The sequence below is a fragment of the Arenicella xantha genome (assembly GCF_003315245.1).
Taxonomy (GTDB): Bacteria; Pseudomonadota; Gammaproteobacteria; order Arenicellales; family Arenicellaceae; genus Arenicella; species Arenicella xantha.
Genome location: NZ_QNRT01000001.1, coordinates 979,669 through 994,942 on the forward strand (window position 1 = coordinate 979,669; position 15,274 = coordinate 994,942).

General features: G+C 47.5%; 11 protein-coding genes. 1 reads left to right on the forward strand and 10 read right to left on the reverse strand.

Translation table 11 applies throughout. The features are described from left to right. Positions 1–13 precede the first annotated feature (13 nt). Positions 14–1,780, forward strand: coding sequence for an LTA synthase family protein (locus DFR28_RS04135; protein WP_170131966.1), 1,767 nt, complete (start codon positions 14–16; stop codon positions 1,778–1,780). A gap of 40 nt (positions 1,781–1,820) precedes the next feature. Here the strand turns inward: DFR28_RS04135 and DFR28_RS04140 are convergent, their stop codons facing one another. From DFR28_RS04140 to DFR28_RS04185, 10 genes are all read right to left on the reverse strand, one after another. Further along, complete coding sequence (locus DFR28_RS04140) at positions 1,821–3,011, reverse strand: phospholipase D-like domain-containing protein (RefSeq protein WP_113953013.1); 1,191 nt, start codon at positions 3,009–3,011, stop codon at positions 1,821–1,823. 117 nt (positions 3,012–3,128) lie between these two features. Beyond that, positions 3,129–3,902 carry an alpha/beta hydrolase gene (locus DFR28_RS04145; RefSeq protein WP_113953014.1) on the reverse strand — a complete coding sequence of 258 codons (774 nt, stop codon included), beginning with the start codon at positions 3,900–3,902 and terminating at the stop codon, positions 3,129–3,131. Between the two features lie 127 nt (positions 3,903–4,029). Next, positions 4,030–6,639, reverse strand: a complete 2,610-nt coding sequence (locus DFR28_RS04150) for a nitrate reductase (protein ID WP_113953015.1) — start codon at positions 6,637–6,639, stop codon at positions 4,030–4,032. 21 nt (positions 6,640–6,660) lie between these two features. Next, positions 6,661–6,996 (reverse strand): nitrite reductase small subunit NirD, encoded by a 336-nt coding sequence (gene nirD, locus DFR28_RS04155; protein WP_113953016.1) that lies wholly within the window; start codon positions 6,994–6,996, stop codon positions 6,661–6,663. Positions 6,997–7,012: 16 nt separating this feature from the next. Continuing rightward, positions 7,013–9,541: a nitrite reductase large subunit NirB gene (gene nirB, locus DFR28_RS04160; RefSeq protein ID WP_113953017.1), complete on the reverse strand. Its 2,529-nt coding sequence runs from the start codon at positions 9,539–9,541 to the stop codon at positions 7,013–7,015. A 13-nt stretch (positions 9,542–9,554) separates the two neighbouring features. Beyond that, complete coding sequence (locus DFR28_RS04165) at positions 9,555–10,730, reverse strand: alginate export family protein (RefSeq protein WP_113953018.1); 1,176 nt, start codon at positions 10,728–10,730, stop codon at positions 9,555–9,557. 93 nt (positions 10,731–10,823) lie between these two features. Continuing rightward, positions 10,824–11,690 carry an ABC transporter ATP-binding protein gene (locus DFR28_RS04170; RefSeq protein WP_113953019.1) on the reverse strand — a complete coding sequence of 289 codons (867 nt, stop codon included), beginning with the start codon at positions 11,688–11,690 and terminating at the stop codon, positions 10,824–10,826. Positions 11,691–11,711: 21 nt separating this feature from the next. Continuing rightward, positions 11,712–12,638, reverse strand: a complete 927-nt coding sequence (locus tag DFR28_RS04175; protein WP_113953412.1) for an ABC transporter permease subunit — start codon at positions 12,636–12,638, stop codon at positions 11,712–11,714. 104 nt (positions 12,639–12,742) lie between these two features. Continuing rightward, positions 12,743–14,101, reverse strand: coding sequence for a CmpA/NrtA family ABC transporter substrate-binding protein (locus DFR28_RS04180; protein WP_113953020.1), 1,359 nt, complete (start codon positions 14,099–14,101; stop codon positions 12,743–12,745). Positions 14,102–14,534: 433 nt separating this feature from the next. Beyond that, positions 14,535–15,176: an ANTAR domain-containing response regulator gene (locus DFR28_RS04185; RefSeq protein WP_113953021.1), complete on the reverse strand. Its 642-nt coding sequence runs from the start codon at positions 15,174–15,176 to the stop codon at positions 14,535–14,537. Positions 15,177–15,274 lie beyond the last annotated feature (98 nt).

The following is a 15,274-nucleotide window of genomic DNA, read 5'->3' on the forward strand; positions in this document are numbered from 1 at the left end:
GGCGACGCTCCTGATGCGAGCGGCCCTACTGAGTCGATACCTCGTAGATGCGCTGGCTATTCTAACCGTCACGGTACTATTGTGCTGGGCTAGCCGTCTAACTCAGGCGTTTGCATGCCTGGTAGCCATACTTGGACTATTCACTTTTGTTGTGCAATTTCAGAGCCTGCGGTTCTCTAATCAATTATTTTCGGTTGTGGCACTTGAGAATACTGACCACATTGCGATGATAGCCAACAATACAATGATGATCGGTCTCGCGGCGTTTCTGGCCTACGCACTCCTGATGACTAGATTTGTAATGCGAGGCAGCCAAACATCCAGCATTCGAACCCGGCTAGTGCTACTGGCAGTTCTTCTGCTCAGCGCAATTGCAATTCGCAACGACCACAAATGGCTCCCGAGCGATGTTGTGACAACGCGTGCCACTTATTATAATTCACGAGACTTCAGTCACTTCAAACACTCCTTATTGTCGGAATTCTGGCGAGTTTTGACACACCAATATCGGATGCAACGCCGCATCGATCAACTCGGAGATACAACGCTAATTCTCGATGAGCGGCTGCGAAAATTCGTTGCTAAACATAGTCTAAGTTGGGGTAAATTTAGCGCAGAATACCCGCTGCTCCATTTGACCAAAACCAGCGAGCGACTCGATGGTCTTAGCAGTAAGCCGTTCCCAGCTGCGCCAAATGTGATTGTAATCTTTGCCGAAGGGTTATCGGCTCGCACCATTCAACCTTATTCAAATAAGTTTCCTAACATCTCGGACAATATTGCAGAGTTTGCCGAACAAGCAATTAAATTTGACCACTATTACAATCACACTTTCGCCACCTATCGCGCTTTAGCCGGCCAAAACTGCTCATTTTTCCCAGCCTACCGGACCGAAGCGGAAGTTCGATATCGCTGCCTGCCGCATATATTAAAAGACTCCGGATACCAAACCGAATTCTTAATCTCACAGAAAAAAGACGCAACCGACCTAGATGAAATGCTATCCAGAGTTGGCTTTGATTCTGTGTTGGCGTATGAAGAACTAGAGCCCATGTTAACGCATGAACCGACGTTAACCGCCCTACCAACGCACCTCAGTGATGCCAAGCTATTTGCAACAATGGTTGAGCGTTTGAAGCAACGGCATGCATCAATTGAACAGAATAAGAAACCGTTGTATCTCGGCGTCTACAATTTTGAAACGCACACCAACAATCACCCGATGTCGCCAGTCGCGCAGTATGAAGCCGCGCCGAACAACTATGTGTTGAATACAATCCATGGTTTTGATAAAGCGTTTGGTTTATTTTGGGACTACTTCAAAACTTCGCCCTACGCCGACAATACGATCTTAATTCTCACCTCAGATCACGCGCATTACCCTGACAACGACTATCGCAGCCTCTGGTCGCCAGAGGACCGCTACTCTCCAGTATTCATGGATCGTATTCCACTGCTAATCTATTCGCCATTTCATGAACAGGTTGCGAAATTTAAGATACGTCGCTCCAGTTCCTTGGATTTCGCGCCGAGCATTCTGCATTTATTGGGGATCAATCGCTACCAATCGCCCTTTCTAGGCCATAGCTTGTTCGACTCTACGCCCAGAATGAGACCCATTGCGATGAGCAATCAAGACGCTTGGTACACTGCCCGAGGATTGCCTCAACAGCTAACAACAGAAGAACCAAACCCGAACTATGAGAGCATGCGCCTATTCATAAAACGCACACAAGCGCTCGAGTTAAAAAATAAACTATGGCCCGCTAAGGTCGATTAACCGACCAAACAATACGCAATAATTCTGTCACTATTAACGGTTATAGCTGCTCGACTAATAACCCAGCCATGAGTTCTCTGATTTTCTCATGCCAATCTCGCGCATGCCAGTCAGCGTTGGAAACCCGCTCAGAATTAGCGATATCGGCGTCAATACTACGCTGCAACTGAGTCACCAACTCAACCGACAAGGCGGTCACGCAACACTCTTCATCTTTCGATAAGGAACGATGGTTGATATTAGCCGAACCAAAGCAAGCAACCTGGTCATCTATCAACAATAGCTTAGTGTGCATCATGGTCTTTTGATAGCGATATATGCTAACGCCAGCGTCCAATAAGGATTGGTAGTAACGCTGCCCAGCGAGTTGTGACAAACGGCTATCACAATATTTACCACCCGTTAAAATTGTCACTTTTACACCTCGCTGCTGCGCCTGACACAACATATCAATTAGGTCTGCGTCGGGCGAAAAATACGCAGTAGTCAGGGTAATCCGTGATTTTGCAAGCATGACTAAGGTTCTGACCAAGCTCGATATATCAGTCCAGCCAACCGTACTAGAGGCATTAACTATTTGCAGCGGTATGTTTTCTGGCATCAGGGTATGCGGGCTATCGGCCAATGCGTTAGGCACATCGTGCAACCAAGCGCCGCTTTCGTTCCAATTATCCAGAAAACTGGCCCGAAGTGCGGTGATAGCAGGCCCTTGCAACTCGAAATGATTGTCACGCCACTCTTGAGGGTTTCGCGCATCACCGCCCCATTCATCCGCGATGCCAACACCACCAGTAAACCCAAAGGTATTGTCGCAGATCAATATTTTTCGATGAGTTCGCTTGTCAGCACGCCATATCCGCCAAGTCGCTATCGGCCGAAACCATCGAAGCTCAACGCCAGCAGACTGCATCTTGGCAACTAAACCGGCATCCATTTGCTTGGCACCATAAGCATCAAGCAGCAGCCGCACCGTCACTCCCTTTGCTGCGCGCTCTGCCAATGCGTTAGCAAATCGCTGTGCGATATCGCCGCGCCAATACACAAAAGTGACGAGTTCAATCACCGACACGGCTCGCTCGATAGCCTCTAGCATTGCCGGAAAGATCGCCTCGCCGTTTTGTAATGGCCGTACCGCATTACCGTCGGTGAAGTTAACGCCTAGCGCCGCCTCCAAGCGACTACGATAATAATATGCGGTATCTTGCGCAGTAAATTCACTACCGGAGCTCATAGATAAACCTGATTAAAGTTGCTGTTCAACGACCTAAAAAGCTGATTAGCCTACAGCAGCTGCGGACAAGAAAGTGTGTATAAACACGCAATACGGATACCGGAATGGACACCAAACTCAATCGATTGGATCATTAACATCGCTGATCGTGTCGATCAATAATTGCGCCATCTCAGTTGGTTTGACTCGATAAATCACATGATCTCCAGCAAAGGTGCGTATGGTCCAGCCGCGGCTCGCTGCACGACGCCAAGACGGATCCTCAGATCGTGCCGCCATGGTCATTTCCTCAGGAACAAAAGCCACATAACTGACATTTATTGTCTTGGCCTTAGGGTTATCAAAACTAACTGCTTGAGAAATGGTATTGGCCGGATGATACACATCGCGTGGATACGGTAATGATGGATCTACCCAAGGGAATTTCACCAAATGATCTTCAATCGGATAGTCACTAAATTTGCCGCCCCACGTCTCCATGGCAGACATTCCATGCCCCGGCACCGCTGCATCGAGAAACGTTGCATGCTTAATACGTTCAGGTATTTCATTCATCACGCCGGTCAACACCATGCCGCCATAACTATGGCCAACCAAGACAACCTGCTGTAAATCTTCAAATAAAATCAGATTAACAATGTCGCTGATATGCGTGTCGAGGTTCACATCTGGCCCCGCTAGGTGAAAACGCTCACCGAGACCGGTCAGCGTTGGGCGATAAACCGAATGTCCCCGCTGGATAAGAGTCTCACTTACGGTACGCCAGTCCCATCCACCGCCGGTTGCACCATGCACAATAATAAAAGTTTGTTTATCGCCGCCAGCACTCACTGGACTAGCTGATATCAAGCAGCCAAAAAGTAATAGAGCATTTATGAGAATGTTACGCATAGTTAAGAGCCTCCGCCAAGGCGATCTAGTCAGGTGCCCACCAGTGTAACAAAGCCATCATCATCGACGCTATTTGTATCTCAAGCTAACGGTCATTACGCTTGTCAAACCCAACTCATCAACCAACCTAACGATTTGCAATAAGATAATTTAGCTCAGGTTTACAACTACCGCATTTTGAACCACAGCCCAACGTCGAAGACAATTCCTCAATGCTCGACGTTCCGCCATCAATTGAGAGCTCAATGGCTTTACGCGTTGTGCCGAAGCAACTACAAATCAACTCATCAGCACCACCAGCTTCTCCGCGCAATAGGTCAGACCAAGGCACAAGCTGTGGGTTGGCATAAAGTTGGTTTAACCATGTCAAGCTGGGCAAACGGCTAGCATCTACTGCAACGAACAACAAGATTTCAAGCTGATCCTGTTGGTAAGCGGCAATCACTTCTGATTCATCAATGGGGTTTTGGTACTGTGTAATCGTTAAATCACTATCACTAGTATTTAGCACCCATTGACGCCAATCGACTTTGGCATTCGTACCTACTAGGGTTGCTAGGCCTGCATCAACCACACTTTCAGCCCAATAAACCCAAGCATGCTTGTCAATGGGCGCACGACTCACCACATATACCCATTGCCCGCAATCATAAGGTTCGATCGCTACAATAGCTGCTTTAGATTCCGGCTGGCCAGACACTGGGTCGACAACCGATTCAATGAGGTTGCAGACCACAGCGTGCGTGGCAAACTGTTGATTCCAATGAATTGGGCTAAACAGCTGCCCGGAAGCAATCGATTGAGAGACCTCCGCCCGCATCACAACTCGACCAAGCACGTTGCTCACTTGCACAAACTGATGGTGCTTGATCCCTAGTGTTAGCGCGTCTTCAGGGTTTATTTGCACAAATGGTAGCGGGTCATGCACGGTTAATGCGGGCACCGCTCCGGTACGCGTCATGGTGTGCCATTGATCACGCAAGCGCCCCGTATTTAGAATAAACTCAGCTTTTTTTGCCTGTATTTTTTTCGGTTTGCCACTCACAAACTGCGCTCGGCCGGAGGCGGTATAAAACTGCCCGTCCTCGAATAACCTATCCGTCCCTTGCGGATGCGTAGCGGTGACAGGCCATTGTATGGGAGTTAGTTCCTGATACTCGAGCTCGGACAAATCACTTAGTCCGCTAATATCGAAGGCTCGGCTACCTTGATTCTCAAATCCCGATAACGCCGCATGTTCGACAAAGATAGCGTGCGGGCTCTGATACGGGAAGTATTCTTGAAAGCCAAGTTGATGTGCAACCTGTGTTATTGCCCACCAATCGGCTTTAGCCGACCCTGGAGCTTGACGAAAAGCACGTTGGCGACTAATTCGTCGTTCAGAATTAGTAACACTACCGTCTTTTTCTCCCCAACCCAATGCCGGCAGAACAATATCGGCAAAGTCGCTGGTATCAGTATGCGTCACATCGGACACAATTACCGTTGGGCAAATCTCAAGAGCCGCTCTGATTTTGTTACTGTTCGGTAGGCTTACGGCTGGATTGGTAGCCATAATCCACAGCACCTTAATCTTACCTTCTGCTACCGCTTCAAATAAGTCGACCGCTTTTAAGCCGGCCTCATTAGCGATACGTGGTGAATTCCAAAATCGTTGCACACGATCGATGTCCCCCGATGAAAAATCCATATGCGCAGCCAGTTGGTTAGCTAGACCACCGACTTCCCGCCCACCCATGGCATTTGGTTGACCGGTGATCGAAAATGGCCCAGCACCGGCATAACCCAAGCGACCAGTCGCCAAATGGCAATTGATGATGGCATTACACTTATCTGTTCCGGTAGCCGATTGATTAATTCCTTGCGAGTAAAAGCTTACCGTCTTCGGTGTCGCCAAAAACCAATCGAAGAATGTTTGTACTAAAGATTGGTCTAATCCGGTCTCACGCGAAACACGTTCAAGGCTCATTGCTTCAGCGCTGTTCGCAGCGGCTTCAAACCCATCAGTGTGACGATCAATGTAACCCTGATCGATACCATCAGTTTGAATTAGGTAACGCAACAACCCTTGAAACAAAAAGCCGTCAGTACTTGGCAACAAAGGTAAGTGTAAATCAACCAAGTCATTAGTAGCGGTCTGCCTCGGGTCAATTGAAACAACCCGCATATTGGGGTTATTAGCTTTAGCGGCAACCATGCGTTGATACAACACCGGATGGGTCCACGCCGCATTTGATCCGACCAGCACAATAAGATCAGCCACATCCAAGTCTTCGTAGCAGCAAGGCACCGAATCTGATCCGAAGGCCCGCTTATAAGCAGCCACCGCAGAGGACATACAAAGGCGCGAATTGGTATCAACGTTAGCGGTCCCAATAAACCCTTTCATGAGTTTATTTGCAACGTAATAATCTTCAGTCAGCAGCTGCCCCGACAAATAAAAGGCGACACTATCGCGCCCGTATTGCGCGATGCTTTGCTCTATCTTCCGGGCAATTGTTTGCGTTGCCTCAGACCAACTAACCGCCTCTCCATATACAACTGGATGAGTCAATCGGTTGCCGTCGCGGACACTGAGCAAGGTTTCCTTTAAATTGCTACCCTTGCTACAAAGTCGACCATAATTAGCGGGATGTGTTGGCGTAGCGAGGACAGTCTTAACGTCGTCATCGAGAACCGATACCGACACACCACATCCGACACCACAATACGGGCAAGTGCTTAAAATTTCAGGCATAGCAATCGATACTCACCATGGCTAAGCGCCCAAAACAACATGTGCGCCACTGATCCGAGCTGGATAAACGGACACACTAGCATCGGCCTCGATACAGTCACCAGTACTCAAAGAGAAATGTTGTTTGTAGAGCGGAGATGCTACAACTAATTCATCTCCAACACTGCCAACAATGCCTCGCGATAACACGTTAGCGTTGCCGAGCGGATCCCAGTTATCGAGCGCGTATAGTTTTTGTTCTGTTTCAGGCAGATAGAATAACGCGACCTGTTTTTGCTCTCCATGAACCTCGACTAAAGCACAAACACCCGAATTCACCACTAGATCACTGACGGTACAAATAATTTGTTGACTCATAATTTCTAAACCTGCACTAAGGCAGAACCTTTAATTGATTACGCCGCTTTTCAGCTTCCGTTGCAGGTCGAATTTGACCGCGTTCAGTGCTCATTACAATGTTAGCGTCCCGTTCCGACGAATTAACAAACTGGCGAAACCGCTTGAGTTTATCGGCATCCCCAAGAGCGGTCTTCCATTCACATTGGTAAGTGTCAATAATGTGCTGCATTTGCGCTTCCAATTCAGCACCAATACCCAGCGAGTCATCGATAATCACACTCTGTAAATACGGCAAGCCCCCTTCCAAGCTTTCAAACCACACCGAAGTGCGCTGCAAGCGATCGGCTGTACGCACATAGAACATCAAGAATCGATCGATATACTGCAATAACGTTGGGGTATCCAAGTCAGTTGCAAACAAATCGGCGTGTCTTGGCTTCATGCCACCATTGCCACACAGGTAGAGATTCCAACCATTTTCAGTCGCGATTACCCCCACATCCTTACTTTGAGCTTCAGCGCACTCCCGAGTACAACCTGACACCGCCATTTTTAATTTATGCGGGGAACGCAGTCCTTTATAACGATTTTCCAGATCTATCGCTTGGCCAACGCTGTCTTGCACACCATAGCGGCACCAAGTACTACCGACGCACGACTTAACCGTGCGTAGTGACTTGGCATAGGCATGACCCGTTTCAAAGCCTGCATTAATAAGTCGCCCCCAGATATCCGGAAGATCATTCAATTGAGCACCAAATAAATCGACGCGTTGCCCGCCGGTAATTTTGGTATACAAGCCATAGTCTTTCGCCACCTGTCCAAGCGAGATCAGCTGGTCGGGTAAAATCTCACCACCAGGCACGCGCGGAACCACTGAATAAGTGCCATCCTTTTGCATGTTTGCCATAAACGTATCATTCGTGTCTTGCAGTGGTACCAAATCAGATTCCAGCACATGCTCATTCCACACAGACGCCAAAATTGACCCAATAGCAGGTTTGCAGATATCACAACCAAGACCATTCCCGTGTTGGGCTATGAGTTCATTAAAGGTCTTTATCTGCGTACTTTGGACTATGGTAAATAATTGCTGGCGAGTAAATTTAAAGTGCTCGCACAAGTCCGTGTTGACCTCTAACCCACGCGCCGATAGTTCAAAATCAACCACGTTTTTAAGCAACGCTGCGCACCCTCCGCAGCCCGTCGAGGCCTTTGTACAGGTCTTGATATCGCCTAACGTAACTTGACCATCGTCGATGGCTGCCATCACATCCGCCTTAGTCACGTTATGACATGAACATATCGAAGCGGTCATCGGTAAAGCATCAACCCCTAAGGTCGGTGCCGCACCATTGGTCGCAGGCAAGATTAGGTTTTCTGCTTCCGCGGGTAATTCAATATCGTTCAAATAGTATTGCAAAATAGTATCGTAATCACTGCAATCGCCGACCAACGTAGCACCTAACACTCGCTTACCGTCTGCGGTTACATTTAAGCGTTTATATACGTCATCACGTTCATCGCTAAATACGAAGGCTCGAGACTCCTCCACCACCCCCTTAGAATCACCAATTGAACCTACATCAACGCCGAGTAATTTGAGCTTGGTGCTCATATCTGCGCCGGTGAAGGACACTTTTTCTTTGGTTAGTTGAGACACTGCGGCCTCAGCCATTCGATAACCGGGAGCAACTAGCCCATAAATAAAGTTACCTAACACCGCACATTCACCAATTGCGAAAATATTCTCATCCGATGTTTTACAATGGTAGTCAATCTCAATACCACCACGTTCACCAACATTTAAATCCGCATCACGCGCCAGTTGATCATATGGGCGAATTCCCGCCGAAAATACAATTAAGTCGGTTTCCAGCTGTGTTTCATCGGCAAACTCCATTTTCAAACGATGCTGATCACCTGCGACGATTTTCTGTGTGGCTTTATTGGTGTGAACCTTAACTCCGAGCGCTTCAATTTTGCGCCGTAACATGCCACTACCGCCTTCATCGAGCTGTACGCCCATGAGGCCAGGCGCAAATTCGACAACATGAGCTTCCAAGCCTAAGTTCTTCAACGCATTAGCACACTCTAAGCCCAGAAGACCACCACCCACGACGACACCCACCTGCTTTCCTTTGGCCGATGCTTTGATCTCAGCGAGGTCATCAATAGTGCGATAAGCAAGACAGTGCGCCTGTTCCCGACCGGGAACCGGTGGAATAAACGGGTAAGAGCCTGTAGCAAGCACCAATTTATCGTACAAAAACTCCTGCCCGCCCTCGGTCACCACTTTTTTTCCAACTCGGTCTATTCTGGCGACGAAATCGCCAAAATGAGCATCTACCCCCAGCTCAACATAACGTTCTCGAGTGGTAAGTGCCAAATCTGAAGGCTTTTTACCATCAAAGACTTCAGACAAATGAACACGATCATAAGCCGGTCTTGATTCACCGCCGATAACGCAAATATCAGCATCTACACTGCTAGCAGCCAAAGTTTCGACATAGTGGTGCCCCACCATTCCGTTACCCACAACAACAATTTTAAGTTTTTTCATAAGTACTATTACCTTAGAATTTTGCGCCAGCCCAAACCCAGAGCTTATCGGTGTCAACTTTGCCAAAGGCTGCATCACCAGCCGAATAGGCCGAAAACTTTATGCCCGCAGAGAAGTGCTTGTTGATGCCGCGCGTGTATTGCACATTAACTTCATCACCAAGATCACTCACGCCATTGAGCGGTAAATCAGACGAATAATCATGATAGGCAGCCAACCATTTTCCACCGGCGAACTGGCCAGCAACTGAAAGCACCACGTCTTCGAGTCCTTGATTAGGTGTCACCAAGAACTGATCACTCCAGCCATTGAATTTGTGTAATGTCGCCAACGGTGTTGCAAAGCCATTAGCGCCATCGTCGGAACTCAGCACTTCGTAACCGAGCTTTGCGGTAATACCTGACCACACAGCACCGCCTTCCAGCAGTAGATAATCGGTATCGAATACATTGTTAGTCTCTTGCTTAGCGTATTCGGCCGCATACAAAAGCTTAGATTCAGCCATAGCGACCGCGCCACTTAAACTCACGCCATACGTATCGAGCGCATTGGGCAGGCCATTATCGACCTCAAGTAAGTAGGTATACCCGACCAACTTACCGAACGGTGTTTGATACGATGTATTGAGAATTACGTCCTTGCTGTCTATATCCGCTTCTTCAGCAAAAATACGGTTTCGTTTATTCAGGTATGCCGCGTTAACCACTAAACCATCAATCGGTTTGACTGCGACTACAACACCATCGAATGTCTGTCGGTCTTGACGCCAGCCAACGTGCCCAACGAAGCGATGCCCGTCGAGCGTAAACACCTGACGACCCACCTTTGCTGTCACCATACTGCTTGTGTATTGCACGAACGCCTGATCGATTTCAGTAACCTCAGGATCAGCAATCACCGAATACCGCCCAGGCTTTACTCCGGCTGGCGGCACGCTAAAATCGTCAATTAGGCTCCGACTATCTTCGACCTCTAGCGTAGCTGACAAACCGGACCAATCCGCTGACTTATAGCCAAGCCGACTACGTAGCGTCAGCGCATCGGCGTCTTGTAAGGCGTTGCTTTGGTGAACCGACTCGTATCGCAAACGAAAATCGCCATAAACTTTACCTGCATCTTTTGCGTTATCTTGGGCGTTTGAATTGCCACAAACGATACATATTGCAATAACCAAATAGACTCTTTTCATAATTCACTCATATGCATAGGGGTTGATCAACCAGCGCTTGGTTTTAGTTAAAAGGGTAATCGGCAGCACGCAATGATGCTAAGTTCGCGGCAACTAACTCACCTTCTCATCGTTACTCGACGCTTGAGCGGATTCTGCCGGTGTGGTTTCGATCTTCTTCTTAGCGGCATCAAAATCCACCACACCTTTCTTTTCATAAAGAAATGACAGAACTTGTTGCCGGTAATAGTTGAATTTATCGCTCTTCGCCAAGGCTAAACGCTCTCGTGGTCGCGCTAGGTCGATCTCCAATATTTCGCCTACGCGGGCAGCCGGACCATTCGACATCATGACAATTTTGTCGGACATCAATACCGCCTCATCAACATCATGCGTGATTAGAATAACGGTCGTATTTAGCTCTTTCTGAATCTCCATCACCGAGTCCTGTAGGTTTGCTCGGGTCAGTGCATCAAGCGCACCAAATGGTTCATCCATTAACATCACCTTAGGCTGCATCGCCAAGCAGCGCGCAATACCAACACGTTGCTTCATACCACCAGAGATTTCATGCGGCATCTTTTGAGTTGCATGATCCATCTTAACGAGGCGCAAGTTATGCTCTACCCACTCCATCATTTCAGCGCGCGTTTTATTTCCTTTAAATACCTGCTCGACGCCAAGCGCCACATTGTCATACACACTTAGCCATGGCATGAGAGCATGACTTTGGAAAACCACTGCGCGGTCTGGCCCCGGCTCATTCACTTCTTTGCCATCCAAAATAACGCCACCGGAAGTCGCTTGATACAGACCCGCAACAATATTCAGGACGGTTGATTTACCGCAACCGGAGTGGCCAATTATCGACACGAATTCACCTTCATTAATATGAAAATCGACATCGGACAAAGCACAATAAGTACCATTAGATGTTGGAAATTCGATTCCAACTCGCGATATTTCTAGAAATTTATTCATCATTTTGGCTCCCGGCCTCTATTATCGAAGTACCGCCAGCTTGTCCCAGCTAACATAACGTTGTACCAACAAGATCAGACGATCTAGTGCGAAGCCAAGCAAACCGATTACTACCACCGCCACCATAATTCGTGACAAAGAATCGGATGATCCGTTTTGGAATTCGTCCCAAACAAACTTACCTAAACCGGGGTTCTGAGAGAGCATCTCAGCCGCAATCAACACCATCCAACCGGTAGCAAGCGACAATCGTAAACCGGTGAAAATCATCGGAATTGAGGCTGGTAAAATGATCTTCCTTACGTGCATGAGCGCTGGTAATTTGATCACACGACTTACGTTAAGCAAGTCCTTGTCGACATTGGCAACGCCTACAGCTGTATTAATCAAAGTTGGCCACAAACAACATAAAGCAACCGTAAACGCTGAATTTAGAAAGGCTTTCTCAAACCAAGGGTCTTCGCTAACATAGACCGCACTAACCACCATCGTAATTAGCGGTAGCCATGCGAGTGGTGATACTGGTTTGAAAATCTGAATAAGCGGATTGATCGCCTTGTAAACACCATCACTTAAGCCACACACAATTCCGATTGGAATGGCGATGAGAGACGCAATTAAAAAACCGAACATTACCGTTTTAAGGCTGGTTAAAACTTGATCGAAGAAAGTCTCCTTACCTGTGTATTTACGAATTTTGATCTTCGCATCTGGTTTTTTTTCTAGCTTCTTGGCATTACGTACTTCTTGGCGTTGATAAAATGCTTCCGCTTTTTGCTTCTCTACCTGATGCTCCTCGACTAACACTGCTGCTTGAGCATAAACTTGCGCCGGCCCAGGAAAGGTGCCCAGAGAAGTGTCAATTTGACTGGCAGTGTATGCCCATAAAAGACAGAAAAAGAACAAGCCAAGCAGCGGGTAAAGCAATGACTTGATGTCAATTGACATCACATACCGCTTTAGCGCAGGGATCAAACTGCTCAACCGAGAGTTAGCAACTTGGTTTGATGGAATAGTCATAATAAATAGGCACTCGATGGAAATTGAAGTTACTACAACGTCTCGTCTTTAAGACCAATTGCAAACTTTTCTAAATAGGCATTGGGCTGACGACCATCGAAGCTTATGCCGTCGATAAACTCAGTCTGCTCAGGCTTAAAACCTGACTCTGTTGCAAAATCAGGAAATTCATCGGCAGATAAAGTCCCTTCATCGATAAGTTCCTTTGCCGCAAGCGCGTATAAATCTGGCTTATATACATCCGAGGCGGTTTTGATATACCAATCGTCCGACTTCGGTTCGGGTATTTGACCCCAACGACGCATTTGAGTGAGGTACCAAATGGCGTCTGAGTAATATGGGTAGGTAGCGTTGTAACGAAAAAACACATTGAAGTCTGGCACATTGCGCTTATCGCCTTTCTCATACTCAAAAGTACCGGTCATTGAGTTTGCAATAACATCTTCGTCCGCTCCGACGTAATTGGACTGAGAGAGAATTTTGACCGCGGCAGGCCGATTCGCGTTGTCATCTTCATCAAGCCATTTAGCCGCTCTAATTAGCGCCTTGACCACTCGAATGGTTGTAATTGGATACTTTTCAGTGAACTCCTGAGTCATCCCAAAGACTTTCTCTGGATTGTTCTTCCATATTTCATAGTCGGTTATCACTGGCACACCGATTCCCTTAAACACGGCCTGTTGATTCCACGGTTCGCCAACGCAATAGCCATGAATGGTTCCAGCTTCAAGCGTAGATGGCATTTGTGGCGGCGGAGTCACCGACAGTAAAGCATCGGCGTCGATGTTACCTGCCGTGTCACCTTTATGCGGAGCGTAATAGCCTGGATGGATTCCACCTGAGGCTAACCAATATCGTAGCTCGTAGTTGTGCGTGGAAACAGGAAACACCATACCCATCTTGAATGGTTCGCCCTCCTCCTTGAATTTTTCAACCACTGGCTTAAGATAGTCGGCCTTAATCGGGTGAACCGGCTTTCCATCTTTCACGGGAATGTATTGCTTCATCTGAGCCCAGATTTCATTGGATACGGTAATACCGTTGCCATTTAAATCCATCGAAAACGGTGTGACGATATGCGCTTTGGTTCCGTACCCAATGGTCGCCGCCAATGGTTGCCCCGCCAACATATGAGCACCATCGAGTTTGCCGTCAATTACACCATCCAACAACACTTTCCAATTAGCTTGTGCCTCGATCGTTACGTAAAGACCCTCATCCTCAAAATAGCCGTTTTCATAGGCAATTGCGATGGGCGCCATGTCGGTCAACTTAATAAAGCCGAATGTTAACTCGTCCTTCTCAGGCTCTCCGAGCTCGGCAAAACTAGCCTGACCGAAAAAGGCAAGCCCAATGGTTAACAGGAATTTATGTGTGACTTGACGAAACATAGAGCAACCTCTAGAAAAATAGATGATCGACCCAATAACCCCAAAACGAGCATATTGAAGAGAGGCACTGAGTGCGGTGAATAAAAATTGGCAAACTCAGCCGAATGAAATCTCAGCAGAGTATGATTTGAGCATTGCTTGGCATCAGTCGAACGTCGTTGTTGTCGGATGCCACCGATAAGTTATCGGTGCTGGAAAATCAGGAAGAGTAGGCTATGCGTCGACTGCGGCCTATTGCGAGTATCCTTGCTCCAGAAAGTTTTTTAGCAGAGAGGTGAGTTAAGATTGTGATTTAGTTTAAGCACGAAGTGTGCCAACTCTCAAAGCTCAGCTAACTCCCTTTAGTCGGCTTTTGGTCGGGCTAATCAGACTTTGCGGGGCGATACCCTGCCCCACAAAGGTGCAATCGATGACTGAAATGCACGATTAAGTATCATGCCAATATTTCAGTTACCTCGATAATTCGCTTCGACAATTCCACCATTGTCTGCCCGTGATCCATCGCCGAACGTCGCATTTGAGTGTACGCCTCGTTCTCAGTTAGCTGCTTTTGTTCCATCAAAATGCCTTTGGCACGCTCAATTAATTTTCGATCCGATAGCCTTGCCTTAGTTTCGTTAAGCTCTGTGCACAAGCTTTGCATTTGATTGAAGCGAAACACCGCGAGATCGATAATCACAGGCAGCCGGTGTGCCCGAACATCATCAACAACATACGAGCTTACGCCGGCCTCAATCACCTTCTGAACCAGCTCTGGCGCGTGTCTACGGGCAAATACAATAACTGGAAGTGGCGCAATGTCGTTGATCTCAACCAGTTGTTGCAAGGTTTCTGGGTCCAATGATTCGACCGACAGAATAAGCACATCTGGCGTCATAACTTTAACTTTATCCAGCAATTGCTTGGCCGACTCGGAGACCTCCAGTGCTTCAAAATTTTGATCACGTAACTTTTCTGCCAGAAAATCTGAGCTGGAAAACTGCTTTACGTTCTCAATTAATAGAATACGATGCGTATACATACGCACGGCGTTCGCAGTCACTTGACTGTGAATAGAATGGTGTTTTGCGTTCATTTCATTACCTCGAAAAAACCCACTGACAATCCAGCATCGTCAGATATGACCTCGCGAAGCACGAAGCGTGCCAATTTTAGATAACTAGATCAGCATTT

What these genes read in the sequence shown, in the direction of transcription:
- DFR28_RS04135 (WP_170131966.1), top strand. Translation starts at nt 14, where the DNA reads ATGCGAGCGGCCCTACTGAGTCGATACCTCGTAGATGCGCTGGCTATT.
- DFR28_RS04140 (WP_113953013.1), bottom strand. Translation starts at nt 3,011, where the DNA reads ATGAGCTCCGGTAGTGAATTTACTGCGCAAGATACCGCATATTATTAT.
- DFR28_RS04145 (WP_113953014.1), bottom strand. Translation starts at nt 3,902, where the DNA reads ATGCGTAACATTCTCATAAATGCTCTATTACTTTTTGGCTGCTTGATA.
- DFR28_RS04150 (WP_113953015.1), bottom strand. Translation starts at nt 6,639, where the DNA reads ATGCCTGAAATTTTAAGCACTTGCCCGTATTGTGGTGTCGGATGTGGT.
- nirD (WP_113953016.1), bottom strand. Translation starts at nt 6,996, where the DNA reads ATGAGTCAACAAATTATTTGTACCGTCAGTGATCTAGTGGTGAATTCG.
- nirB (WP_113953017.1), bottom strand. Translation starts at nt 9,541, where the DNA reads ATGAAAAAACTTAAAATTGTTGTTGTGGGTAACGGAATGGTGGGGCAC.
- DFR28_RS04165 (WP_113953018.1), bottom strand. Translation starts at nt 10,730, where the DNA reads ATGAAAAGAGTCTATTTGGTTATTGCAATATGTATCGTTTGTGGCAAT.
- DFR28_RS04170 (WP_113953019.1), bottom strand. Translation starts at nt 11,690, where the DNA reads ATGAATAAATTTCTAGAAATATCGCGAGTTGGAATCGAATTTCCAACA.
- DFR28_RS04175 (WP_113953412.1), bottom strand. Translation starts at nt 12,638, where the DNA reads ATGTCAATTGACATCAAGTCATTGCTTTACCCGCTGCTTGGCTTGTTC.
- DFR28_RS04180 (WP_113953020.1), bottom strand. Translation starts at nt 14,101, where the DNA reads ATGTTTCGTCAAGTCACACATAAATTCCTGTTAACCATTGGGCTTGCC.
- DFR28_RS04185 (WP_113953021.1), bottom strand. Translation starts at nt 15,176, where the DNA reads ATGAACGCAAAACACCATTCTATTCACAGTCAAGTGACTGCGAACGCC.